The organism is Xenorhabdus koppenhoeferi (assembly GCF_900116635.1).
Lineage (GTDB): Bacteria > Pseudomonadota > Gammaproteobacteria > Enterobacterales > Enterobacteriaceae > Xenorhabdus > Xenorhabdus koppenhoeferi.
Genome location: NZ_FPBJ01000029.1, coordinates 1 through 23481, shown reverse-complemented (window position 1 = coordinate 23481; position 23481 = coordinate 1). Strand labels below are relative to the sequence as shown.

Here is a 23481-nt window from a genome sequence, read left to right as displayed (position 1 = left end):
TATTATGCAACACCTTCATGAGTTCCTGATGAGATTGATGGAAGTTGACCCTTTCAAGGCTGGACTATTGGCCACAATTGGTGCCATTGCCGCCATGATGGCAAACCGTGGTATCGCCGTTTTTCATGATGGCCTGCGTCCCCTCCTGCCAGAATACCTTGAAGGCCGAATGAGCCGAAAAGTGCTCGCCGCAACCAGCTTTGCCCTGAGCATTGGTTTAGTTGTCGGTTTTGGCATTCCTTTTTCTCTTACCGCACCGATTGTTCTGGTTCACAGTCTGTTACTTGGTACTGATATGATAGGTATCTGGTGTGCCAACAGCCGAAGAGGATTTGTTGCCTCTGGTGTCATCGGTGCCTTGTATGCCATCGCTTTGCTGGCTGGTCTGCGTTCGGTAGTAGAACTCTTTGCCATGCTGCCAGTAAATTTCACCGACGATCTCAAGAAAGTAGGCGATCCGATTATAGCCTGTTTTGCCCTGTTCCCGGCGATGGTTGTTGGTTACCAATATGGCTATCGCAAAGGGCTTTTGGTTATGCTCACCGCGCTGGTGGGCTATCTGGCGACCAAAGCGGTTGGCCCACTGAGTTTTGGCGGTATGATCGAAAAACCTGTCAGTATCGATCCTAATGGTGCAGCACTGCTGCTATCAATGATTGCCATGTTCTATTTTGCCATGCGTGAACGTCCTGCCAAATCCGCAGAACAAAAAGGCTCTAATGAAGTCTTGGTCGGACTATTTTCAACCCGTATAGAACGCATCCAGAAAAACAAATGGCTACTTATCCTGTGTGGCGGGCTGACTGCCAGTGCAACAACCATGTCCTTTAGCCTACTGGCGGAAGGCCCTGTTTCCCTGCAATTAATGGCACAAGGCGAGCAAACCAACGCATTGCTGGTAGCACTGGCGCGTGCTATTGGATTTATCCCATTGGTAGGAACAACAGCCATAGCCACCGGTGTTTACAGCCCGAATGGCATGAAATTCGTGTTTGTCGCGGGTCTGGCAACCAACAATCCGTGGATTGCCTTTGTCGCTGGTGGTATCACCATGTTCATCGAAATCCAACTGTTGGCAAAAATCGCAATCTGGCTGGATAAATACCCTGGCGTGAAAGCGTGTAGCGGACATATTCGTACCGCAATCACCAAAATGCTCGAAGTGGCCCTGCTGGTTGGTGCTATGATTGCCTCGAATGCCATTTTGCCGGGTATGGGCTTTATGATCGTAGCGGGTATCTATCTGCTCAACCGTACTTCCAAACGACCTTTAGTCGAAATGGCCATCGGCCCGATCGCGACGATTACCGTCGGTATTCTTGCAAACTTGCTCTTTCTGCTGGGAATAAAATAAGCAAATGAAAACCTACCCATTACAAAGTATGACGATGGCACAAGCACAACAGCAACAATTCAGGCTAGTGGATATTATCTGTCGTCACTTTCCGGGGGCTGATTTTCTTTCTCAAGGTGATCTGGGGTTAGTCCCAGACCTTCACCAGCCACGGATGACCCGACGCATTGAAGCAGTCATTGCAGAATTTTTCAGTGCTGAAGCAGCGGCCTTTGTCAATGGGGCAGGAACAGGGGCATTGCGTGCGGGGCTGGCTGCTTTAGTCAGCCCCAACGCTACATTACTTGTGCATAATGCGCCGATTTATCCCACAACTAAAGTGTCGATTGAACAAATGGGGATTCACATCGTCCGGGCAGATTTCAATCACACAGAACACATTGTGACTGCCATCCGGCAATACCAACCGGAAGCCTGTCTTGTCCAGCACACTCGCCAGCAGATGTCTGACCGTTATTCCCTGCAAGACGTGATCGATACCCTGAATCAGCACCACATTCCTTCGTTGGTGGATGATAACTATGCAGCCATGAAAACGGCACAAATTGGTTGTGAATACGGTGCGGCTCTTTCCACATTTTCTTGCTTTAAATTATTGGGGCCACAAGGCGTTGGGCTTGTTGTTGGAAAACAGGCCGCCATTGATAACCTGCGCCACAGCATGTATTCCGGTGGCTGCCAGATCCAAGGTTATCAGGCAATGGAAGCCTTGCGTGGCATGGTCTTTACACCAGTTACACACGCAGTGCAGGCAGAAGTTAACAACGAATTGGTCACTCGTTTGAATCAGGGCGAATTATCACAAGTGAAACAGGCGTTTCTTGCTAATGCACAATCGAAAATATTATTAGTGGAATTTCACCGACCCATCGCAGAAAGCGTGCTTACTGCATCCCATGCACTTGGGGCACTGCCTTATCCGGTGGGTGCAGAATCAAAATTCGAAATTCCCCCTCTGTTTTACCGTATTTCCGGTACTTTTCGCCAAACAGATCCCACACTGGAACAGCACATGATCCGTATCAATCCTAATCGCAGTGGTGCAGATACCGTGATGCGTATTTTACAGGAAAGCTGTCGATTAAAATGTTAGAAGCAAGAAACTCAAATAAACCTTAACATCAAGAGACCAATCATCTAAAGAATACCTATCTACTTCGGGTCCAGTGGAAGAACCCCCAGATCTGTAAACTTTGAGGGAAAACCCTGATCAGTCATCCCGCCAAAAATGCTATTCCAGGTGAGACTCCAATATCCTCGTCGCTGAGAGCGGATACGTTCGACATTAATCACCCCTTTGGGTTTGAGGATACCGGTATCATAATCCAGGGGTTTAGCTGAATAAATATCGTCAGCTGCGTGACGCACATTCTTGATGCTGGGAACATAATCCACATCAATGGAATCCAGCGTGACAAAATTCAGCCTGTTCAATGAGTGGTTATCTACTTCCATTCTGACGGCGGTGTACTGAAAATCCTTTTGATCGGCACGGATAATATTGAGTGTGGTGATACCGTCATCCCGCTGCACCAAAGCAACAAGTTGATCAATGATTACTGTGGGCAGCGAGGAAACCGCAACATTCAGGCGATTTTCCTCCGCAATAAATGCGTGGCTGAATATATCCTGTAATATTCGGTAGGACGGAAACAGTCAAATCATCCCGCGTCCGCCCAGATGATTTGCGGGCACCATTCGTTTGTGCAGTACACCAAATACAACCGGTTGCCGTTCATGGATTATGTAATAAATAACATGACTGACATGAGGAAAACTCAATACTTCCGCTCCCACGTCCGGCCTGCCTCTCCCCAGAGCGGGGGTAACCGCCAGCAAACGAAAGGTTTGTTGAAGTTCTGACAGGTATTTTTCCGATTGCATCTTACCCCATTGCTGTACAGTAAAACGGCGGATTTCAATAAGATCGGCCTGTGCATCAGGCGTTAAACGGTAGTTTGGTCTGTCCATTATAGTCGTAATACGTTTTCAGTAATTGCATATCGCCGGTCTCGGTAAGAGGAAAACGGGTAGCATAGTCGTGTATACGCTTCACCCGCTGTAATTGTTCTGCACTCAACCCGGCGACAGACATTTTTTTCTCCTTAACTTAATATGTGCAGTTCTAATCGTACAGACCTGATCTCAGTTCATTAAAAAAAGCTTCACCATCGGCGGTGTTACCGGATTCAATATCAACGCTGGCCTGTGCCGCTCTTGACTGTAATAATTTTAACCGGAGTGTTTCAATACTTTCGTACTCATCCATTGAGATAACCACCGCAACGGGTTTTCCGTTTTTATTTATTTGGATTGGGGCACGTTGTGCTTTGAGTAGCATGTCGCCAAACTGAGTTTTGGCTTCATTGGCAGAAAGAGCATCCATAATAATCCCCTCATTGAATAATGGTATGATTCAAACAATATAAACGAATCGAACGACTTGATCAAATTTAAGGCTATCAAAAAGTATACTTTTTGATAGCCTTCGAAGAATACTCTCAAAAGTCCTATCATAAGTGCTTAATCAAATCGTCTAAGAGATAATGATATACCCGTCGTCTTTCGCAGGATGTGAGCGTCTTTATCAGGAAAAGCGCAGTGGCCGGACAGCACATCGTCCATAATACCAAGCCTGTATGGATTACCTTCATGAAGGTGATACTCTGATAGTAACAAAGTTAGACAGACTCGCACGTTCAGTGGATCCTTATCGCAAATCGCCAGCCGCTTTCAGCGTGAAAAAATCGTACCATAAGAGCTTCCCCGGATAGTCAACACCAGTTTATTTTTTCCTGCTGCTTTATCACTGAAGTCAAGGGATAAAACTGCGGAACTATAAACGGTTATGATGAATTTCTCGATTACTTATAATCAACAGTAAAAGTGGCCGTAGCATTAACGCTACCGGCAGTTACGGTATTACTGGTTTGATAATACTTTGCCTTATATGACAATGTTTTCGAAGAATTTATCGTGCCAAGATCCTGCTGTTCACCAAATTTCACAGGATTGCTTTTGTCATCTAAAATCTGAATGCCGACTCCTGTTGCTGATGAGGTTGTATCAGCATTTATCACGCCATTTGTGCCAGTCTTTCCCGGCTCCCAGGTAATATTCGCGTTTGGAGAACCTTTGCATTGCACATTAATCTCGAAAGAACGTTCTCCGGCGGTATCACCTATGTTTTTAAAGTGATTTTTTAATACGGCTCCCATCGAAACATCAACATCTGGAATGTTTATTTTACAAGATCTTGCTATGACGTTAAATTCAGGGATTTTATATTCGTACAAAATCTCTCCGGTATGATTGTTATTCCGATCCAGACGAGCCATCGTTATTATTATCTCTTTGACTGTTCCGGATTTAACATCGTTACCGATCTCTAAATAAAATTTACTGCTAAAACCCTGGCCTCTGCCGATCCCTCTTGAGTTGTTCACTGCCATGTCATCAGCCTTCAAACCATCAGGTGTGAGGCTCAATTTAAATTTGACATTAGTAGGACTGGTAACATAAAACTTACTTGTGAGGGATTTACGCATTGCTCCCGTGATAGATTTTACATATATATGATGGCCACCTTTATGATCGCATTTTACATACACCCTATTGCCATCTATGGTTTTTTTATACTCTGTTTTATTAGAATCAACAGAAATATCACCAAATGTGACTGTTACCGTCTTCTTATCAGCATTACATACTGCTGCTGTAACCCGCGTTGAATAACTTCCCGCGACAATGACAATTAATAATATTAATAAAAAATTATTAGCTTTAATCTGCAAGTGATTATTACATTCAAAATTAAACATTATAAATTCCTTTTAACCGCGGCAGTCAACCGCCAGCTGTAATACGCCTGTCTTTTTGGGCAACACTGATAAATCTATTTTTGCATGACATTGTTGATCTTTATTTTTTCCCCACTGTACTTTTATTTCTGCCTGCTCAGGGACAGCATTCAAATACAGCTCACCGTCATCACCAACAATCCCGCTACTGTCACTGTTTATTAACGCTGCGCTGGCACCAAAAGGTACGGGTTTGCCGTTGTAACGTAATGTCACCAATATTCGATGCCCCTGACGGACGCTAAAATCAGCAGAAACCACAGCACCGCGAGTCGGTACAATGTGTTGCACTGAGTTGTCAAGGTCAATGCCATCAGCCAGCATTTCAGTATCCAGGGCAAGCCGGTTGTAAGCATATGGTTCAACCGACGGAATTACGGCATAACCACGTGAATCCGTTTTAATTCCACTGTGATTTAAAATTTTTGTTTCTGCTGCACCAGCCGCTTTAACCAGTGCCACGGTCTGACCCAATGATTGGGAAAACGTAATGCCGTCTTGATGGGCGACAATACCGCCAGACAACCCGTAGTTAAGCGATCGGCTATTATCGCCATAGCTGTAGCCCAGATTCACACGGCCAGAAGAATAGCTATATTCCAGCGAAGCACCGCCGCTCGTCCCTTCCATATTATTGCCATGCTCCCCGTGGATATGATATGACAAGGCATGATCATCCAATGCACTGCCACTAATCGCCAGTTGCTGACTTCCCTGACTACGGCCGTTTCTGTTGATACTGTAAGTTGCCCATCCATCAGGCAGCCACTTATCCAGTGGAATAGAGACGTTAAACGATGCCTGTATATCCTTATTCTTAATGGATTCATGACTGGCACTGTAAGAAAGATTCAACCCATAACTGATCCCGGCAAGGTTAATGTTATAACCCGCAGATAATGACTGGCTGGTGCCTTGTTTTCCCCAGTAATCCTGCTGATAGGCAGACACATAAAGACTACCAAAATCCCCCATCCCCTGGTTCAGGGTTAGCTGCAACTGGCTACGCTTATTTTGTGCACGGCTGGTTTCTTTTCTTACTGAATATTCATTCACCTCTGAAAGTGAATAGTATTCTGGTGTGGAATAGCGATAACCAGCCAAAGTCAGGGATGTCCCCGTTGTCTCAATACTTTTCGTATATTGGATTCGATACGATTGCCCTCGTTTGTGTTCATTCTTCGGCAATCTGGCATCAGCCAGTGTCATATCCAGAGAAATTGCCCCAAAATTACCTAAACCAACCCCCATGCCAGCATTAAACGCCCGGTAGTTTTCTGCTATCTGCATACCAGACAGCAAACTTAATCGGTTGGAGAACCCATAGATAAATGTCGCTTCGCTAAAATAAGGTTTATCAACGTTAGCATCGGAATAATGGTAACGCCCCAGGGTAATCTGATATTTTAATTGCCCTTCTCGCTGCATTATTGGCACTGATGAACATGGTTGCACGAATTTACGCTGTCGCCCGTCCTTTTCGGTGATCGTGACATCCAAATCACCGGAACCGGAAGTTGAATAAAGATCCGTGATAACAAAAGGCCCCGGCGGAACATAACTTTCGTAGATGACGTAATTATTCTGGCGAACCGTTACGCGCGCATTGGTTTGAGCAATACCACGGATAATTGGCGCAAAACCACGTTGGCTGCCGGGCAACATTAAGCTATCGGATGTCATAGAAGCACCAATAAACGGCACACTTTCAAATATATCTCCGTCAGTAAAGGTTTCGCCAAGAATTATTTGACTTTTTAGCCCATGGATGTCCCGCTGGATGTAGCTGTTAATGGATGAAAAACGACTCTTACCTTTATTTTTTCCAGAGTCATAATCATAAACCGATTGATTTCTTATACGCCACGATCCGATATTTATTCCGCTTTGTAAATTTAAAAAATAACTTTGGTTTTTTGCGTTTTTATTATAATTCTCTGACCCACTAAAATTATAGCTCATTAAGAATGCTGACTCTCCCTGTTGCCATAAATGTGATGCCACAGTATCTCTGGCTTGATTATCCAATGCTGCTTGTGGAATACTGATATCCAGACGTTGCCCATAGAAATCAAATGAAGCCGATGCCTGCGGAATATACTCGCTAATATCATCAATAATTTGTTCAGGAGAGAGTTCCATCAGCGCAGGAAAAGCTGACATTTTTACGCCGAACTGTTTTAAATTGTCGACCGTTAGCTGTGGCGATAGTTTTCCGTTTTCCAGTTTAATAAAATTAACCTGTTTTGTTTCTTTCTCTTTGCCGTTAAGAAATATGTTCACCTGATACTGACCCGGTAATTGACCACCGGGGGATGAAAATACGCTTAAATCAATCACCGGCTGAGTATCATCTAATTCCAGTGCTGATAATCGAAAATAATCCTGTGCCATGACGGGTAATGACAACAACACAGAAAAACATAAAATAAAGACCGAAAGCAAACATGTTGGCATAATTATTCCGCCACTTGTTTTATATTTAACAAATATGATTTTTAGTCCCCAATATTTATCTTTCATCTTCTTTTTAATTAAGGCAGATTTTTAATTATCTCTTTGCTCACGCCACCATAACTGTTAATGCTATTCCAGCTGACTAAGCCTGATGACTCAGATGGCAGGACGAAATGTGCTACCCCTTGTGGAGCGATCATGTCAGTACCCGTCAGGGTTTTCCCGGCCACTTTAAGCTGCCCAAGGGTTACGTAATAATTACTGGGATTTCTTACCTCAAGTTGGTTATCAATGCGACGAAATGTCAGCATCTTATAAGCTTCTTCTGGATCGCCTTCAATACCTTCAGGCCGATAAAACAATTTGATTCGGGTTTTCACCGTAATCAGTAACGTATTCTGTTCGTTTTCTTGTACGGCAGGGATAGATTTCACATTAAGGTAAAAAACCGATTCCCTGTCCTCAGGTAAATTACCGCCGATACGGACAATACGAAGAATACTTTCTTTGCCAGCATCCAGACGAAATAGCGGCGGTGTCACAATAAAAGGGGCTTTTTCTCCCTTTGAATCAGTACTGATAAAAGACTGAATTAAATAAGGCCGGCTTTCGTCAGAGTTTTTCACTGAAATTGAAGTTTCTTTTTTATTTCCTTTATAAATAACGCGGGTTCCACCAACGGTTACACCCGCCCAGGCCGGCAATATAAAAAACAATGAGAATATGAGCGTTATTTTTTTCGCCAGCATATACGATGTAAAGATTTTTTTTATTTTATTTTTCATTATTACATGACTATTTATGATGTTAATAGCTCCCAGCCGCAGCCATAAAAATGCCTCTGCGGCCAGGAAAGAAATACCTATAATTAATTTTTATTTGTAATGTATTACAAAACTAAGTGTGGCATTGGCCACTCCGGCTTTAATATCTTGTCCATTAGATACATAAGCCGCTTTTAAAGATATTTCCATATTTGCTGCATCGATTGAAACATCCTGTTTTAGTAGGTCAGAAGACAAATCTATTTGTGCATCTTTGTCGTTATAAAGACCAATACCAATCCCGGCTGCTCCAGATGTGTCTAATGCCAATAACCTGGTATCGTGGGTATCCTTATTACTCCCAGAAAATTTGACATCCATGAGAAGAGGTATAGTAACAGGGCAACCAGTTAATTTGATCTTAAAATCCTTTTTACTCCCCCGAACTTCAGCTCCTTTTCGTTTTGTTATATCTCTTGTGAGATATGTCTCCATCTTCACAGTATCGCTAGAAGCAGTACAGGTTGATTCTATGATATTCCCCTTGAATTTTACTTGCCCAGTTGTTGTCGCAGGGGCAGCATAAGAAATACTGCTTATTGAAGCCAATATTGCGGCAATAAAAGATAAAACAAAAATATTTTTCATTTACATATCCATAATGATCATAATATACAAAAACTTATTATGCATAACGCAAAACAATAATGCGGCATAACAAAAAATTTCGGACACGGGTTTCTGTGTACGGAAAAAAAATCTACCTTAATAATCAAAAAAGATCAATAAATTGATCGAAATTGACGATCAATTATCAATATATTGATAGAATTTATCAATCAAGGAAAAATGAAGCGATCGAGAGAAGCATTTTTACATGTACGTCATAATTGTATAGACTAACGTTAACAACTGACTGAGACAATTCTGGCTACCGTATCCCCCCCGACTTACCGTAAACTCCAGGACATGTTCTCAGAGGCCTTTGCCGTAGAGGAAGCCAGGATAAAACCAATTCTTCAATCCATTCCAGATTATTGGCGTGAACAATTATCTTCACTCATAGGAACACGAAAACGCGCTCAATCAACTGACCTTGCTTAAGGCTGATCAGAAGGATTTTCAATACACCGCAGTGAAATTCGAAATCGAGAAGTCGCAGAGCATGGAGGCGTTGTATCGATTTGCCGAAGGCTGAGTTAACATATTAAGTGCAATCGGCGGGATATTAAAAGGAGTGAATCAACTGTGATACATTTCATGGCTCTCACACCTGAAATCATGACCTGATATGCATAAACAAACCAAACTGAAACGGAATGCAAACAATAAACAATATTGTGCTAAGTCTGCTGAAATATTGAAGAATAATCGAAAAAAGACGGCGTTTAAGTTTAAAAAACACCATCCTCGGCATGAAAAGATCAGTCAATCAACGAAGGCGCAAATTTACTTTGCCCGACACTTATACCCAATGGATTTCAAGATGCAGCACGACGGCAAGGGAATGAATCCCCAGGAGTATAGCTAACTATGTAACTGGGGTGAGTGAGCGCAGCCAACAAAGCTGCAACTTGAAAGACGACGAATATATTGCCTATACCGACGCGGCAAAATCCCCCAATTGCCGTTCTACCAGAGTCAGGATACTGTAAAGCGCCACAGGTTGTTGCTCCTGATTGAGAATTTGTACATCCCACATCACGACGCCATGTGGTTTATCTTCTGGTGTTTTCTGGGCTTTTTTAATTTTCTTCTTGCACGTCAGGCGTACTTGAATAGTATCGCCAATTTTGACGGGTTCAATGAAACGCAAGTTTTCCATGCCATAGTTGGCAAGTACAGGGCCGACCGCGTCATCAACAAACAAGCCCGCAGCAGCCGATACAACAAAATAACCATGAGCAACGCGTTCGCCAAACAGAGATTCAGCCGCGCCAATTTTATCCATATGGACATAAAAATGATCCCCGCTCAGGCAAGCAAAGTTGACGATATCCGCTTCGGTAACAGTACGGCGCGCCGTCAACAGACTTTCACCTATCTCAAGCTGCTCGAAATATTTGCGGAACGGATGTACCGGATCTTCTTTCACTTTCGCACCACGGACCCACTCACGGCCAATCGCAGCCAACATGCTTGGGCTTCCCTGAATCGCAGTACGTTGCATGTAGTGTTTCACCGCACGCAATCCCCCCAATTCTTCACCGCCTCCCGCACGTCCCGGGCCGCCATGTACCAGCATGGGCAGTGGGGAACCATGCCCCGTGGATTCCACAGAAGCTGCTTCATCGAGAACCAGCATACGGCCATGAGCACTCGCGGTTGCACGGATGACCTGGACAGCCACCTGCTCATCCGCTGTCACCAGTGAGCCGACTAAACTCCCTTGCCCCATCATTGCCAATGTGATGGCCTGCTCAGTATCCTGATATGCCATCAGCGTAGAAACTGGCCCAAAGGCTTCCGTATTATGTACCACCTGATTTGTCATAGGATCAGCACAATGGAGCAGAGTAAGTGGATAGAATGCGCCATTACTGTTGCTGTTACCTGTCAGCACCCGTTTGTCCAGTGAACCGCCACATAAAAGCTTGCAGCCGCTATTCAATAATTCATTGACCTTCGACTGTACTTCATCACGCTGTTCTAGATTAATCAACGCCCCCATGCGAACTTCTGGCAAAGCAGGATCACCGATTGCCACACCGGACAACCGCTTGAGTAACGCTTCTTTTACTGTTTCCATCTGATCAGCAGGCACAATAATCCGTCGGATAGCGGTACATTTCTGCCCAGCTTTGACGGTCATTTCGCGGACAACTTCCTTGATAAATACCCCGAACTCCGGCATTTCAGGAGTCACATCCCCGCCTAAAATGCAGCAGTTGAGAGAATCAGCTTCCATCGTAAAGGGAATGGATTTCTCTATCAGACGAGGATGAGTACGCAGCGCCTGCCCCGTCCGGGCTGAACCTGTAAAAGTTATGGCATCCTGATAATCAAGATGATCAAACAGATCGCCGATACCCCCGCAGATCAACTGCAAGGCTCCCTCCGGTACCAGACCACTGTCGATGATCATTTTCACCATCGCCTGTGTCAATTGAGCGGATGCTGTTGCAGGTTTAATAATCGCCGGCATACCTGCCATCCACGTTGGTGCTAATTTTTCCAGCATTCCCCAACAGGGAAAGTTAAAAGCATTAATATGCAGAGCGACCCCGGGACGGGAAGTCAGTACATGTCGAGCCACAAACTGAGACTGTTTGGACAGCGGGATCATCTCATCTTCCGGCCACAGGGTATCATCCGGCAACTCCCGTCCTGCCAATCCGGCATAAGAGAACAGTGTCGCAACCCCTCCTTCAATATCCACCCAGCTATCTGAACGGGTCGCCCCCGTCTCTGTCGAAATAGCATATAATGCTTCTTTGTTGACAAGCAGATGCTTTGCAACTGCTTTCATCATCTGCGCACGTTGCTGGAACGTCATCGCCGCCAGCGCCTTCCCCCCTTTTTCACGGGCATATTCTAAACTCTTTGCCAATGGCAAACCTTCTGAAGAAACTTGATACAAGGCCTCACCGCTTACCGCATGATGAATCGTTCTGGTATTACCCTGCCCATAAGCCCAAGTTCCGCAAATGTAACTCGTTAACTGTTGCATTTTTTTCTCCATCAATCGCATTAATGAATCAATTATTAAGTAACAGCATGATATTTATGTATCATATTTTACGTTAACAAGACCACCAGAGAGAATAACAAAACTAAAACATTTTCATTCCATCCCCAATTTATATTATTACCCCATCTAAAAACAAAAAATAAGCAACTGTTTTTAAAAGAATTAAAAATAACATTGTGATGAGAGCCCCAAATATACAATATTAACATTTGATATTTTTGTTAACAGTTTATAAATTTACAGCTAAAAATGATTCGTTTTTTAATTTAAAAATATAAAATAAGAATCATAAATGGAGTCCAACATGACAACTGACCCACTTCAGGCTCATTTTGATGCCCGGATCGCAGCGGATCTATCCATTGAGGCTAAAGACTGGATGCCTGAATCCTATCGCCAGAACCTGATACGCCAGATCAGCCAACACGCACATTCGGAAGTGGTCGGCATGTTACCGGAAGCAAACTGGCTCACCCGGGCACCGACCCTGCGCCGTAAAACCGTGCTGCTCGCCAAAGTACAGGATGAAGCAGGGCACGGGCTGTATCTCTATAGTGCCGCCGAAACACTGGGGTGTACTCGTCAAGATATCTATCAAAGACTATTAGATGGCAAGATGAAATACTCCTCTATATTTAACTACCCCACACTTACCTGGGCGGATGTTGGCGTCATTGGCTGGCTGGTGGATGGCGCAGCCATCGTCAATCAGGTCGCCTTGTGCCGTGCTTCTTACGGTCCTTATGCCCGCGCAATGGTGAAAATCTGCAAAGAAGAGAGCTTCCACCAGCGACAAGGTTATGAAGCCGTCATGGTTCTGGCGAATGGCAGTGAAGCCCAACGCGCGATGTTACAAGATGCTATCAACCGTTTCTGGTGGCCGACGTTGATGATGTTCGGTCCCAATGACAGCGATTCGCCCAACAGCGCCCAAAGTATGGCGTGGAAGATCAAGCGGTTTAGTAATGATGAACTCCGGCAGAAATTCATTGATAACACGGTGCCCCAGTTGGAAGCGCTGGGTATGACCGCGCCCGACCCGGAACTGGCTTGGGATGAAGCAACCGGACATTACCGCTTTGGTGAAATCAACTGGGACGAATTCTATCAAGTGCTGAAAGGACAGGGCATATGTAACCACGAGCGGCTGGAAGCCAAACGGTGGGCTTGGGAAAACGGAAGCTGGGTACGCGAAGCCGCTTCTGCTCATGCCAAAAAAATAGCTGACAAAAACGGGCTGCACGGTTCACCTAACCAGTTCACCTAACTCGTTTTTTGCGTTATCTGAACAGAATCGGAACAGGAGAATAAAGCTAATGAACGATACCGATTGGCCACTGTATGAAGTCTTTGTCCGCAGTAAACAGGGGTTAGTTCACCGTCATGTCGGCAGCCTCCATGCGGCAGATGATCAAATGGCACTGGAAAACGCGCGTGATGCTTACACCCGTCGTAATGAAGGCTGCTCTATCTGGGTAGTGAAGTCCATTTATCTGGTGGCTTCACAACCCGAAGACCGCAGCGCTTTTTTCGAGCCATCGGAAAACAAAATTTACCGTCATCCGACTTTCTACACCATCCCTGATGGCATCAAGAACATGTAGGGGAACGGCAATATGAATACACACAGCGTTTCATCACTCAACCATGATTTGTTTAATTACGTGCTACGTCAGGGAGATACACCATTAATTCTGGCACAGCGCCTGTGCGAATGGTGCGGTCATGCACCAGAGCTGGAAATTGACCTTGCCTTGTCCAATATTGGTCTCGATCTGCTGGGGCAGGCGCGTCATTTTCTCAGCTATGCAGCTACTCTTTCAGAAACAGGATTCGATGAGGATCATCTGGCATTTTGTCGTGATGAACGTGAATTTCTCAACTTGCTGCTGGTGGAACAGCCCAACGGCGGTTTTAACGACACCTTAGTGCGCCAGTTCTTTATTGATGCCTATCATGTTTTGCTGCATCAGGCTCTGGGGCAAAGCCGTGATCCCCAACTGGCCGCCATCAGCAACAAGTCATTGAAAGAAGTGGAATATCACCTGCGATTCAGCCGGGGCTGGATGATTCGTCTGGGCGATGGAACGAAACAAAGCCACCAAAAAATCCAGCAATCGCTCGATCAACTGTGGCGTTTTACCGGCGAACTGTTCCATTGCGACGAAATAGAGCAGCGGCTGGCTGAAGAGGGTATCGCCGTTGATCCCCGAACCCTGCATAAACCCTGGCTGAAAATCGTCAGCGAAACACTCACAGAAGCCACTTTAGAAATGCCACCGGAATCACCTTACCGGCAAGGCGGCAAGCAAGGCCTGCACACAGAACATCTGGGATATATGCTGGCAGAAATGCAATACCTGCAACGTACTTACCCTGACTGTCATTGGTAATAAAACGCGGAGGGGACGATGGAACAGCAACTAAAAACATTACAGCAGCCGGAAGTCCATCAGATCTGGCAATGCCTGCACCAAATTGCCGACCCAGAACTGCCCGCGCTCTCCATTACCGACCTCGGCATGATACGCACTGTCACGCCCTTGCAATCGGGCTGGCGGGTGACATTTACCCCGACATATTCTGGTTGTCCGGCAACGGAGTTTTTGCTCAATGAAATCAGTAATACACTGACACAAGCAGGCTTTTCTCCCGTTCATATTGAGGTAAATCTGACACCCGCGTGGACAACCGACTGGATGAATGCAGATGCCAGACAACGCCTGCGAGAATCCGGCATAGCCCCACCCCAAGGGTTAGTTTGTGAAAAACTAACTGATGCGGAACCCATCACCTGCCCGCGTTGTGACAGCCATGAAACCGAAAAAATCAGCGAATTCGGCTCCACCGCCTGCAAAGCCCTTTATCGCTGTCAGCAATGTCTGGAACCGTTTGACTATTTCAAATGTATTTAACAAGGGAACAGAAAGATGGTTACTTCTCATCAAACACGTTCACATAGCTTTCACCGTTATAGCTTTCACCGCTTAAGTATCTCTGCCATTGAACGGGAAACACCGGAAGCTGTGACCGTCACGCTGCATGTCCCCAATGAGCTAAAAAAACATTTTAACTATCAACCGGGCCAACACCTGACACTCAAGGCCCGGATGAACGGTGAAGAGCTGCGCCGCTGCTATTCCATCTGTAGTTCACCGCTGGATGATATATTGCAAATTGGGGTCAAAGCCATCTATCAGGGGCGTTTCTCGACTTTTATCAACCAACAATTGAAAGTTGGCGATGAACTGGAAGTTATGCTGCCACAAGGCAACTTTGGCCATCGTCCCATTGCCACCCAACAAGGGCGTTATCTGGCTGTCGCCGCTGGTTCCGGTATCACACCGATTCTATCAATCATAAAAAGTACGTTAGCACTGGAACCGGATAGCACGTTCACCTTGATTTACGGTAACCGCACCAGCCGTTCGGTCATGTTCAAAGAAGTGCTTTCCGATCTTAAAAATCGTTACCTGAGCCGTTTTCAGGCACTGTACCTGTTCAGTCAGGAAACAACCGATAGCCCGCTGTTTAACGGACGCATTGATACCGGACACCTGCACCGCATCGGCAAAACCCTGCTCAATTTTTCCCAATTTGACCACGCTTTTCTCTGTGGGCCGGAAGCTATGCTGGATGATGCCCACTCTGCGCTGGAACAAGCGGGAATACCGGCCAAATGCATCCACAGTGAACGTTTCAATACCGGACGCGCCCAGATAAATCCACGCTCCATCAATCTTGCTGAACGCAGCGATATCCCTGTCGAAATTCACCTGGATGGGCGCACCTTCAACATCACCATGAACGCCGAAGATGACAGTATTCTCGATGCTGCCCTGCGCCAAGGCGCAGATTTGCCTTATGCCTGTAAAGGCGGCGTATGCGCGACCTGCAAATGCCAGCTTAAATCCGGTGAAGTGGATATGCATGTCAATTACAGCCTCGAACCCGATCAGTTGGCTGCCGGTTATATCTTAAGCTGTCAGTCATGGCCGAAAGGCGATGGCGTAGTTGTGGATTTTGACGTTTAAGTACGTTGCATAAATGAGGAACGAATATGAGTCAGGAATGGATTTTATGCCGCCAGCAGCAAAGAGTACGCACTCTGACCCTCAACCGTCCTGAAGTGCGTAACGCCCTCAGCAATGATTGCCTTGAACTGCTTGTCCGGCAGTTAGAACAGGCAGATGAGGATGAAGGCACAGGTGCTATTGTTATTACAGGCTCATCGCGCTTTTTCGCGGCGGGGGCTGATCTGAAAGAACTACAACAACAGACCGTGGCAACAGCCATGACAGACCGCCGTCCACAACTTTGGCAACGCTTAAACAACATTAACAAACCCCTGATTGCGGCGGTCAATGGCTACGCCCTTGGTGCCGGCTGCGAATTAGTGCTGGCCTGTGATCTGGTGATTTGTGGGGAAGGTGCCCGTTTTGGCTTGCCGGAAATCACTCTGGGGCTGATACCGGGGGCGGGTGGGACGCAGCGTCTCATCCGCAGCGTCGGCAAGGCGCTGGCTTCCCTGATGATACTGACGGGTGAGTCCATCAACGCCAAGCAGGCACAACAAGCGGGAATGGTCAGCGAAGTGTGCACCGATGACCTGACGTTAGAACGTGCCGAACAGATAGCCCAACGCATCAGTGAACTTTCCCCGCTGGCACTGCGGGCAGCCAAAACCGCTCTCAAAACCGCACAGGAAACCAGCCTGTCACAAGGGTTACTCGCCGAACGCCAGCAGTTTGTCGCCCTTGCGGGTACAACCGATCGTCAGGAAGGCATTGCTGCCTTTCTGGAAAAACGTAAACCAACATTTAAAGGATCTTGATAGATGGAAAACATGCCCGTGGTACTCACCGATATTGAGGCTGGGGTCCTGAGCATTACACTTAACCGCCCAGAATATCTCAATAGTTTTAACGAGGAATTGCACCAACAATTAAGTAAGGCAATGGATATTGCGGAACAGGATGAATCAGTGCGCTGTGTTCTGCTTACAGGAGCTGGGCGCGGCTTCTGCTCTGGACAAGATTTAAATGATAGAAACACCATTATCTCTGATGGCGGCATTCCCGATCTCGGCAAATCTGTTGAACGTTACTACAATCCGCTTATCCGACGCATGACTTCCTTGCCCAAACCCATTATCGGGGCCGTCAACGGTGTTGCAGCAGGGGCTGGTGTCTCCCTTGCACTGGCCTGTGACATGGTGATCGCGTCCCGCACAGCCAGCTTCATTCAGGCCTTCTGCCGCATTGGCCTGACACCAGATTCCGGCGGCAGTTGGTTATTGCCCTATAAAATCGGGCATGCCCGCGCAATGGGAATGGCATTGTTGGGAGAAAAAATCAGCGCAGAACAAGCCTTAGCATGGGGCATGATCTGGCAGGTCGTCGAACCTGAGGAGTTAGAGAATAAAACCCGGGAACTCGCACAACATTTAGCTGCCCAGCCTACAGTGGCACTTAGCTGCATCAAGCAATCCACTTACGCCGCCGCCAGCAATACCTTAGAGCAACAACTTGACCTCGAACGCGACTTACAACGTCAATGCGGACACAGTGAAGATTTCCGTGAGGGAGTGAGTGCGTTCATTGAAAAACGTCAGCCAAAGTTTCAGGGGAAATAGCGATGAAAACGCCACCACGCAACGGTCCCATCGCCGTCATTGGTGCGGGAACAATGGGCATCGGCATTGCTCAGGTCGCGGCTCAGGCAGGACATTCTGTCCTGTTGTTTGATGTGAGCGGCGAAGCTGCACGTCATGCGCTGGATAATCTCCACACCCGTCTGAATCAGCGGGTGGAGATGGGGAAAGCAGAGGCGGGCGCAACGCAGGCCCTGCTACAGCGTATCACCCGGGTCGATTCATTGCAGGCACTGGCACCTTGTGTGCTGGTGATTGAAGCCATCATCGAACAATTGGAAGCCAAACAAAACCTATTCCGCCAACTGGAATCCATTTGTTCAGCCCGAACCTTGTTTGCCAGCAACACTTCGTCACTGTCGATTACCGCCATTGCCCGTGAACTGTCTGCGCCACAGCGCATGGCAGGGCTGCATTTCTTTAATCCGGCCCCCTTGATGAAACTGGTGGAAATCATACAGGGTCTGGAAACTTCCCCCCAAACCGTGGAAACACTTAAGGTTCTCATTGCAGATTGGAAAAAACAACCCGTGATCTGCCGCTCCACTCCGGGGTTTATCGTCAATCGCATTGCCCGCCCGTTCTATGCGGAAGCCCTGCGCGCATTAGAAGAGCAAGTCGCCAGCCCCCCGACACTGGATGCGGTCATGAAAGAGTCAGGTGGCTTTGCGATGGGACCATTGCAACTGATGGATTTGATCGGGCATGATATCAACTACGCGGTGACCGAATCCCTTTTCCACGCCTTCTACGGCGATCCCCGTTTCCAGCCTTCACTGCAACAAAAAGAGTTAGTAGATGCAGGCTATCTGGGTCGCAAACGCGGTCGTGGGTTTTATGTTTATGATATAAAAGGAAATGATAAAAAGAAAGATACCCAGCTACAGCCTAAAATAGAGCCTAAACAGCCCAAAGGACAAAAACTGCCAATGCGGATCAGAGCAACGGGCAATTGGGTCGCTTTACCTCATTTTGTCAGCCTGCTACGGCAACCCGATTTACAGAAATATAACATCGTCTTTGAAGAACACAAAAATGACCGGTTCCATTCTCCCACCTTGCAGCTTGATGACGTCATCTTGATACTGACCAAAGGGAGAACATGTGCTCAGATCACTGACGAAATCAGAGTACCGGTGATGCAGTTTGATTTGTCTGCCAATCATCAAACGGCTTCCATTATCACGCTCAGTACTGCCTACCAGAATACACCCCAGCAAACAGCAAAAGTGATTAGTTTTATACAATCGCTGGGCAAGCAGGTGATCCTTCTGCCGGACTATCCCGGCTTGCTGGCAATGCGCACTGTTGCCATGTTGTGCAACGAAGCGCTGGATGCTGTCAATAAAGGCATCGCCAATGCGGAAGATATCGATCTGGCGATGCGTTATGGCGTGAGTTATCCCATCGGCCCACTGACGTGGGGTGAACAAGTGGGCTGGAAGCACATTCTCACCACGCTGGAAAACCTGCATAAATATTATGGAGAATCCCGTTACCGCCCTGTACCTCTTCTGCGCCAGCTGGCGGCAGATCATGCCAGATTGCAACTCTCCCGGCGGCACGAAGACCATAAACACAAAAACAATAATAAGGGGAGCAGCCATGCGTGATAACACCACCCACCAACAGGCCCGCCACCATATTGAAACCTTAATTCAGAAAAACAAGCCGGGAGAAAAATCATGACTCATGCGTTTATCTGTGATGGTATCCGTACCCCCATCGGCCGTTATGGCGGTGTACTTTCCGGCCTGCGGGCTGATGATCTGGCTGCCCTGCCTCTACGGGCATTGATGACCCGTTACCCTAAACTGGATTGGGGTCAAATTGATGATGTGATCCTCGGCTGTGCCAACCAAGCGGGGGAAGATAACCGCAACGTGGCCCGCATGGCGCTGTTGCTGGCGGGATTACCGGATTCAATATCGGGTACAACGGTTAACCGTCTGTGCGGCTCCGGTCTGGATGCTCTGGCCTTTGCGGCTCGCAGCATCAAAGCGGGTGATGTCCAACAGGTATTAGCGGGGGGTGTTGAATCAATGACCCGTGCTCCTTTCGTCATGGGCAAATCTGACAGTGCATTCAGCCGCCAAACGGAGATTTTTGATACCACCCTCGGCTGGCGTTTTATCAACCCACTGATACAACAGCAATTTGGCACAGATTCCATGCCGGAAACAGCAGAAAACGTCGCGGCCCAGTTTCAAATTAGCCGGGATGATCAGGATGCTTTCGCTCTGCGCAGTCAGCAACGCGCAGCCAACGCACAACAGCGCGGCGTACTGGCGGAAGAAATCATCCCCGTGACTCTGCCTTCGCGCGGTAAAAAAGGCACAGCAACGATCATCTCACAAGATGAACACCTTCGCCCTGAAACTACATTAGAACAACTGCAACGGCTCAAAACCCCATTCCGTACTGACGGCACCGTGACCGCAGGTAACGCATCCGGCATCAATGATGGCGCGGCGGCGCTTATCATCGCCTCAGAAACAGCTGCATTACGGCAAGGGCTGTCACCACGGGCGCGCATCATCGCAACGGCAACATGCGGAGTAGGACCCCGCATTATGGGGATCGGGCCAGTGCCAGCCACCCGCAAGGTACTGAAGTTGGCCGGCCTTGGCTTACATCAAATGGATGTCATTGAGCTGAACGAAGCCTTCGCTGCGCAATCACTGGCCGTACTGCGCCAATTGGGTTTGCCTGATGATGCAGAACATGTCAACCCGAATGGTGGTGCGATTGCGCTGGGCCATCCGCTGGGTATGAGCGGGGCACGCCTTGCTCTGACAGCGACACTGGAACTAGAACGGCGCGCAGGGCGCTATGCTTTATGCACCATGTGTATTGGCGTAGGACAAGGCATCGCCATGATTATTGAACGTATTTCATAGCACCAATTTATACCTGATAACTGATTAAAAAACTGAACCAACACCTGCATCCTGCACATAACGACAAAAGCAACCTGTTACAAACAAATCAACAAAAGGACAGGAAATTATGAGCAACAACGTACGTCAACTCGATCAACATTTAAAACAACACCTGCAACAACCTCTGGATCCGATGGAATTTGCTTCACGAGATGAAATTCAGGCTCAGCAAGTTGAGCGCATGAAATGGACTCTCAATCACGCTTATCACAGTGTTCCCATGTACCGCCGCAAGTTTGATGAAGCAGGTATCCATCCGAGCGATTTCAAACAACCCGGAGACATCCAGAAATTCCCTTACACCACCAAGCAAGATCTGCGTGATCACTACCCTTTTGATACCTTTGCCGTTCCAATGGAACAAATTGTACGCATCCATGCCTCATCTGGTACAACAGGACAGCCTGCCGTCGTGGGTTACACCCGGCAGGATATCGACAATTGGTCAAATCTTATCGCCCGTAGCTTGCATTTTGCAGGCGTAAGTGCCAAAGACAAAATCCACGTTGCCTTCGGCTATGGTCTGTTCACAGGAGGATTAGGCGCTCATTACGGTGCAGAACGGCTGGGAGCAGCAGTTATTCCGATGTCCGGTGGTAACACAGAAAAACAGGCGCAACTGATTCAGGACTTCAAACCTGATATCATCATGATGACCCCCTCCTACTGTCTGACACTGCTGGATGAACTGGAACGCCAAATGGGCGGAGATGCCAGCAAATGCTCATTGCGGGTCGGCATCTTCGGGGCGGAACCGTGGACGGCCGCCTTGCGCAACGAGATTGAAACACGCATGGGTATCAAGGCATTAGATATCTACGGCCTGTCCGAAGTCATGGGACCGGGCATAGCCATGGAATCGCTGGAATATGCCGACGGCTCCACCATTTGGGAAGATCATTTCTATCCAGAAGTGATTGATCCTGAAAATCTGAATGCCCTGCCGGAAGGAAAAACCGGAGAACTGGTTTTAACGACTCTCACCAGAGAAGCCATGCCTATGATCCGTTACCGTACCCGGGACCTGACACGCTTACTGCCCGGAACGGCACGCAACATGCGTCGCATGGACCGGATCACCGGACGCTCCGACGATATGCTGATCATCCGTGGCATCAACGTCTTTCCATCCCAAGTAGAAGAACAGATAATCCGCTTTAAAGAGTTGTCTCCCCACTATCAACTGGAAGTGAACCGCAACGGCAACCACGACTGCTTATCAATTAACGTGGAACTGAAAGAACCTGACCTGCTCAACCACGAGCAATGCCTTGAACTCTGCCACCAGCTTCGTCATCACATTAAATCGATGATCGGACTCAGTACCGATGTCAGTATCGTCAACTGCGGCGTGATCCCCCGCTCAGAAGGCAAGGCTGTTCGGGTCATCGACAACCGACCACATGAATGATCTTTTGCCACCACAAGTTCAATGATGCCGAATTGCGGTGGCACTTCAATACTGTTTTCCCTAAGAGCCTTTATATAGTTATGCTAATGTCATGACACACTTTTGAGCAAATGACAGAGAAATATGGCACAAAAACTCGACGACTTTATTCGGCATGCCCTTGATGCCCAACCTATCAGCGGAACATCGCTGATCATCTCCTTATATGGGGATGCACTCAGCCACCGTGGCGGGGAAGTCTGGCTTGGCAGTCTGAGTCTTCTGTTAGAACCGATGGGTTTCAGTGACCGCTTCGTGCGGACCGCTGTATTTCGCCTGCAAAAAGAGGAATGGCTTGAGGTAGAAAAACTGGGGCGGCGCAGTTATTACCGCATTACCGAACGCGGCATGAATCAATTCCGCCATGCAGAAAGCAAAATCTACCTCGGCGAGCCACCTGAATGGGACGGAAAATGGGATCTGCTGCTACTGGAAGGCAACAGCAAAAATGAACGTGCCCGACTGAAAAAAGAGTTGAGCTGGCTTGGATTCGGTCAACTCAACAACACTCTGATGGCGGCGCCAAGCAGTTCCCAAAGTGATATCCCTGCCTTGTTGGGAGAACTCAACGCCAGCGATTCCGTTATCTACTTCCGCGCCGATTATCCCTATCCACGTTCGGAACAGAGCCTGAAAGAGCGCGTCTCTGCCAGTTGGTCACTGGAACAGATATCACAGCACTACCACGAATTTATCGCCTCCTTCCGTCCCTTGACGGCACTGCTGCGGGATTGCCATCAAGAAGACCTGACACCAGAACGCGGCTTCCAGCTGCGCCTGCTGCTGATCCACTTTTACCGTCGGGTGGTGCTGCGCGATCCACTATTACCGGATGCCCTGCTGCCCGCACAATGGGAAGGGCAGATTGCCCGTAACTTATGCTTCAATATCTATCAGCGTATTGACCCTGCTGCGACACGTTACGTCAGCGAACGCTGTGAAACAACCATCGGTCAGTTACCTCCCCCTGCGGCGGCGTATTACCGACGTTTTGGTGGCTTACACAATCAAATAACCACCTGACCAAAATTGCTTTTACCAAACTGTTGCAGATCTCAAACAGTTTGGTAATTATTATCACGTTGAAAAACAGATATAAACGTATTATTGGGTTGAAACTTAAAATGTTTGGACGGTTATATTGCTACGAAAAATTATGAATTGAATGAAACTGATAAAAAACCATCTTATCATCATGCTATTTGAAATATTTCCTTGGATTCACATATTAAGCGCAACACCGTAATGGACGAAGTAAATGAGTGGGTATTCCTTTAAATAACTCATTCGGTGTTTTGTAATCTCGTGTT

Annotated in this window: 23 protein-coding genes; 14 read left to right on the top strand and 9 right to left on the bottom strand. The window is 47.2% G+C overall.

The features are described 5' to 3' along the window. Nucleotides 1-4 precede the first annotated feature (4 nt). Together BM329_RS10305 and BM329_RS10300 are read left to right on the top strand one after the other, a co-directional pair. Entirely contained in the window at nt 5-1354 is a 1350-nt protein-coding gene (locus tag BM329_RS10305; RefSeq protein ID WP_092552614.1) for a YhfT family protein, read from the top strand. Between the two features lie 4 nt (nt 1355-1358). After that, on the top strand, nt 1359-2447 hold the full coding sequence (locus BM329_RS10300) for an aminotransferase class V-fold PLP-dependent enzyme (protein ID WP_092552611.1): 1089 nt from the start codon (nt 1359-1361) through the stop codon (nt 2445-2447). A 59-nt stretch (nt 2448-2506) separates the two neighbouring features. Here BM329_RS10300 and BM329_RS10295 read toward each other — a convergent pair whose 3' ends face one another. From BM329_RS10295 to BM329_RS10285, 4 genes are all read right to left on the bottom strand, one after another. After that, nucleotides 2507-2887: a hypothetical protein gene (locus tag BM329_RS10295; protein WP_092552608.1), complete on the bottom strand. Its 381-nt coding sequence runs from the start codon at nt 2885-2887 to the stop codon at nt 2507-2509. A 123-nt stretch (nt 2888-3010) separates the two neighbouring features. Continuing rightward, a complete protein-coding gene (locus tag BM329_RS10290; RefSeq protein ID WP_092552605.1) occupies nt 3011-3325 on the bottom strand; it encodes a type II toxin-antitoxin system RelE/ParE family toxin in 315 nt (104 codons plus the stop codon). Then, nucleotides 3294-3449, bottom strand: coding sequence for a hypothetical protein (locus tag BM329_RS14735; RefSeq protein ID WP_177216248.1), 156 nt, complete (start codon nt 3447-3449; stop codon nt 3294-3296). The genes BM329_RS10290 and BM329_RS14735 overlap by 32 nt, the downstream gene beginning before the upstream one ends. Before the next feature lie 30 nt (nt 3450-3479). Beyond that, nucleotides 3480-3740 (bottom strand): type II toxin-antitoxin system Phd/YefM family antitoxin, encoded by a 261-nt coding sequence (locus tag BM329_RS10285; protein ID WP_036838443.1) that lies wholly within the window; start codon nt 3738-3740, stop codon nt 3480-3482. A gap of 253 nt (nt 3741-3993) precedes the next feature. Here BM329_RS10285 and BM329_RS15230 point away from each other — a divergent pair, with 253 nt between their 5' ends. After that, nucleotides 3994-4128 carry a hypothetical protein gene (locus tag BM329_RS15230; protein WP_339351876.1) on the top strand — a complete coding sequence of 45 codons (135 nt, stop codon included), beginning with the start codon at nt 3994-3996 and terminating at the stop codon, nt 4126-4128. A gap of 90 nt (nt 4129-4218) precedes the next feature. On the opposite strand, the gene BM329_RS10280 is transcribed toward BM329_RS15230, so the two are convergent. The 5 genes from BM329_RS10280 to paaZ all read right to left on the bottom strand — a co-directional run bounded on the left by BM329_RS10280 (nt 4219) and on the right by paaZ (nt 12105). Then, the gene (locus BM329_RS10280; RefSeq protein ID WP_092552602.1) at nt 4219-5175 is read right to left on the bottom strand and encodes a fimbrial protein; all 957 of its coding nucleotides are present in this window, start codon (nt 5173-5175) and stop codon (nt 4219-4221) included. A 12-nt stretch (nt 5176-5187) separates the two neighbouring features. Next, nucleotides 5188-7671 carry a fimbria/pilus outer membrane usher protein gene (locus tag BM329_RS10275; RefSeq protein ID WP_092552668.1) on the bottom strand — a complete coding sequence of 828 codons (2484 nt, stop codon included), beginning with the start codon at nt 7669-7671 and terminating at the stop codon, nt 5188-5190. 77 nt (nt 7672-7748) lie between these two features. After that, nucleotides 7749-8456, bottom strand: a complete 708-nt coding sequence (locus tag BM329_RS10270; RefSeq protein ID WP_422643829.1) for a fimbrial biogenesis chaperone — start codon at nt 8454-8456, stop codon at nt 7749-7751. A gap of 90 nt (nt 8457-8546) precedes the next feature. Then, complete coding sequence (locus BM329_RS10265; protein ID WP_092552599.1) at nt 8547-9083, bottom strand: fimbrial protein; 537 nt, start codon at nt 9081-9083, stop codon at nt 8547-8549. 949 nt (nt 9084-10032) lie between these two features. Then, entirely contained in the window at nt 10033-12105 is a 2073-nt protein-coding gene (paaZ, locus tag BM329_RS10255; protein WP_092552593.1) for a phenylacetic acid degradation bifunctional protein PaaZ, read from the bottom strand. Nucleotides 12106-12430: 325 nt separating this feature from the next. Here paaZ and paaA point away from each other — a divergent pair, with 325 nt between their 5' ends. From paaA to paaX, 11 genes are all read left to right on the top strand, one after another. Further along, nucleotides 12431-13393, top strand: a complete 963-nt coding sequence (gene paaA / locus BM329_RS10250) for a 1,2-phenylacetyl-CoA epoxidase subunit PaaA (protein ID WP_092552590.1) — start codon at nt 12431-12433, stop codon at nt 13391-13393. 49 nt (nt 13394-13442) lie between these two features. Then, a complete protein-coding gene (gene paaB, locus BM329_RS10245; RefSeq protein ID WP_092552587.1) occupies nt 13443-13730 on the top strand; it encodes a 1,2-phenylacetyl-CoA epoxidase subunit PaaB in 288 nt (95 codons plus the stop codon). Nucleotides 13731-13742: 12 nt separating this feature from the next. Beyond that, complete coding sequence (paaC, locus tag BM329_RS10240) at nt 13743-14519, top strand: 1,2-phenylacetyl-CoA epoxidase subunit PaaC (protein ID WP_092552584.1); 777 nt, start codon at nt 13743-13745, stop codon at nt 14517-14519. An 18-nt stretch (nt 14520-14537) separates the two neighbouring features. After that, nucleotides 14538-15041, top strand: a complete 504-nt coding sequence (gene paaD, locus BM329_RS10235) for a 1,2-phenylacetyl-CoA epoxidase subunit PaaD (protein WP_092552581.1) — start codon at nt 14538-14540, stop codon at nt 15039-15041. A gap of 15 nt (nt 15042-15056) precedes the next feature. After that, nucleotides 15057-16160 carry a 1,2-phenylacetyl-CoA epoxidase subunit PaaE gene (gene paaE / locus BM329_RS10230; RefSeq protein ID WP_092552578.1) on the top strand — a complete coding sequence of 368 codons (1104 nt, stop codon included), beginning with the start codon at nt 15057-15059 and terminating at the stop codon, nt 16158-16160. Between the two features lie 26 nt (nt 16161-16186). Beyond that, the gene (gene paaF / locus BM329_RS10225; protein ID WP_092552575.1) at nt 16187-16960 is read left to right on the top strand and encodes a 2,3-dehydroadipyl-CoA hydratase PaaF; all 774 of its coding nucleotides are present in this window, start codon (nt 16187-16189) and stop codon (nt 16958-16960) included. A gap of 3 nt (nt 16961-16963) precedes the next feature. Next, on the top strand, nt 16964-17761 hold the full coding sequence (gene paaG / locus BM329_RS10220) for a 2-(1,2-epoxy-1,2-dihydrophenyl)acetyl-CoA isomerase PaaG (protein WP_092552572.1): 798 nt from the start codon (nt 16964-16966) through the stop codon (nt 17759-17761). Between the two features lie 2 nt (nt 17762-17763). Next, the gene (locus BM329_RS10215; protein WP_092552569.1) at nt 17764-19392 is read left to right on the top strand and encodes a 3-hydroxyacyl-CoA dehydrogenase; all 1629 of its coding nucleotides are present in this window, start codon (nt 17764-17766) and stop codon (nt 19390-19392) included. A 72-nt stretch (nt 19393-19464) separates the two neighbouring features. Continuing rightward, a complete protein-coding gene (gene pcaF / locus BM329_RS10210) occupies nt 19465-20679 on the top strand; it encodes a 3-oxoadipyl-CoA thiolase (protein ID WP_092552566.1) in 1215 nt (404 codons plus the stop codon). Between the two features lie 109 nt (nt 20680-20788). After that, nucleotides 20789-22132: a phenylacetate--CoA ligase PaaK gene (gene paaK / locus BM329_RS10205; protein WP_092552563.1), complete on the top strand. Its 1344-nt coding sequence runs from the start codon at nt 20789-20791 to the stop codon at nt 22130-22132. A gap of 123 nt (nt 22133-22255) precedes the next feature. Then, nucleotides 22256-23194, top strand: a complete 939-nt coding sequence (paaX, locus tag BM329_RS10200) for a phenylacetic acid degradation operon negative regulatory protein PaaX (RefSeq protein WP_092552560.1) — start codon at nt 22256-22258, stop codon at nt 23192-23194. Nucleotides 23195-23481 lie beyond the last annotated feature (287 nt).

Excerpts from the sequence above, each read along its gene's own strand:
- BM329_RS10300 (WP_092552611.1), top strand. The coding sequence starts at position 1,359 with ATGAAAACCTACCCATTACAAAGTATGACGATGGCACAAGCACAACAG.
- paaD (WP_092552581.1), top strand. The coding sequence starts at position 14,538 with ATGGAACAGCAACTAAAAACATTACAGCAGCCGGAAGTCCATCAGATC.
- BM329_RS10280 (WP_092552602.1), bottom strand. The coding sequence starts at position 5,175 with ATGTTTAATTTTGAATGTAATAATCACTTGCAGATTAAAGCTAATAAT.
- BM329_RS10265 (WP_092552599.1), bottom strand. The coding sequence starts at position 9,083 with ATGAAAAATATTTTTGTTTTATCTTTTATTGCCGCAATATTGGCTTCA.
- paaG (WP_092552572.1), top strand. The coding sequence starts at position 16,964 with ATGGAAAACATGCCCGTGGTACTCACCGATATTGAGGCTGGGGTCCTG.
- BM329_RS15230 (WP_339351876.1), top strand. The coding sequence starts at position 3,994 with ATGGATTACCTTCATGAAGGTGATACTCTGATAGTAACAAAGTTAGAC.
- paaZ (WP_092552593.1), bottom strand. The coding sequence starts at position 12,105 with ATGCAACAGTTAACGAGTTACATTTGCGGAACTTGGGCTTATGGGCAG.
- BM329_RS14735 (WP_177216248.1), bottom strand. The coding sequence starts at position 3,449 with ATGTCTGTCGCCGGGTTGAGTGCAGAACAATTACAGCGGGTGAAGCGT.
- paaE (WP_092552578.1), top strand. The coding sequence starts at position 15,057 with ATGGTTACTTCTCATCAAACACGTTCACATAGCTTTCACCGTTATAGC.
- BM329_RS10215 (WP_092552569.1), top strand. The coding sequence starts at position 17,764 with ATGAAAACGCCACCACGCAACGGTCCCATCGCCGTCATTGGTGCGGGA.
- paaA (WP_092552590.1), top strand. The coding sequence starts at position 12,431 with ATGACAACTGACCCACTTCAGGCTCATTTTGATGCCCGGATCGCAGCG.
- pcaF (WP_092552566.1), top strand. The coding sequence starts at position 19,465 with ATGACTCATGCGTTTATCTGTGATGGTATCCGTACCCCCATCGGCCGT.
- BM329_RS10285 (WP_036838443.1), bottom strand. The coding sequence starts at position 3,740 with ATGGATGCTCTTTCTGCCAATGAAGCCAAAACTCAGTTTGGCGACATG.
- BM329_RS10270 (WP_422643829.1), bottom strand. The coding sequence starts at position 8,456 with ATGAAAAATAAAATAAAAAAAATCTTTACATCGTATATGCTGGCGAAA.
- paaF (WP_092552575.1), top strand. The coding sequence starts at position 16,187 with ATGAGTCAGGAATGGATTTTATGCCGCCAGCAGCAAAGAGTACGCACT.
- BM329_RS10305 (WP_092552614.1), top strand. The coding sequence starts at position 5 with ATGCAACACCTTCATGAGTTCCTGATGAGATTGATGGAAGTTGACCCT.
- paaB (WP_092552587.1), top strand. The coding sequence starts at position 13,443 with ATGAACGATACCGATTGGCCACTGTATGAAGTCTTTGTCCGCAGTAAA.
- paaC (WP_092552584.1), top strand. The coding sequence starts at position 13,743 with ATGAATACACACAGCGTTTCATCACTCAACCATGATTTGTTTAATTAC.
- paaK (WP_092552563.1), top strand. The coding sequence starts at position 20,789 with ATGAGCAACAACGTACGTCAACTCGATCAACATTTAAAACAACACCTG.
- paaX (WP_092552560.1), top strand. The coding sequence starts at position 22,256 with ATGGCACAAAAACTCGACGACTTTATTCGGCATGCCCTTGATGCCCAA.
- BM329_RS10290 (WP_092552605.1), bottom strand. The coding sequence starts at position 3,325 with ATGGACAGACCAAACTACCGTTTAACGCCTGATGCACAGGCCGATCTT.
- BM329_RS10275 (WP_092552668.1), bottom strand. The coding sequence starts at position 7,671 with ATGCCAACATGTTTGCTTTCGGTCTTTATTTTATGTTTTTCTGTGTTG.